Consider the following 557-nt stretch of genomic DNA (forward strand, 5'->3'; position numbering starts at 1 on the left):
GCGCCTGCACGCCGACGCCCTGGCCGCCGCCGAGCGCCGGACCGCGCCGGCGGCCGTGGTGCTGTGGGCCCAGCTGCCCCGCTACGCCGATCCGGGTGTGGTGACCTCGTTGCCCCGGACCAGGCAGCAGGTCCGCGTCTTCGCGGGCGGTCCGGGCTGGGAGCGCGGCGTCGTGCCGCAGCCGGCGGAGCGGATCAACGACCTCGCCTCGGCGGCGGACGCGGTGGAACGCGCCGTCTGCTGACCCCGTTCCCGATCTCCTCCGGCCGTCGACGACCGGGCCGTCCCGTGGTGGTTGGATGGGTTTCGGCTGGTCAGGTGGACGAGGGGGCGCGGTGGACGTGCGGCGGGCGGCGTTCGGCGATCAACCGGAGGCCCTGGTGTGGGCCGCGCTGCGCGGTGACGTCGAGGAGCGCTGGCTGGCGGCCGTGGCGCTGGGCGGCCAGGGGCACTACGCGGCGGCGGCCACCGTGCTGACCGAGCTGGCCCGGACCGGTGGGCTGTTCGGGTCGCTGGCGGCGTCGGCGCTCGCGTCGCACCGGCGGCAGCTGGGCGGG

General features: G+C 77.7%; 2 pseudogenes. Both read left to right on the forward strand.

Features of this window, described 5'->3' with window-relative positions:
* Positions 1-244: pseudogene (locus ACFQ3T_RS37005) on the forward strand (MerR family transcriptional regulator); the annotation flags it as partial.
* A 55-nt stretch (positions 245-299) separates the two neighbouring features.
* Positions 300-557: pseudogene (locus ACFQ3T_RS37010) on the forward strand (hypothetical protein); the annotation flags it as partial.

The organism is Saccharothrix hoggarensis (assembly GCF_042678885.1).
GTDB lineage: Bacteria > Actinomycetota > Actinomycetes > Mycobacteriales > Pseudonocardiaceae > Actinosynnema > Actinosynnema hoggarensis.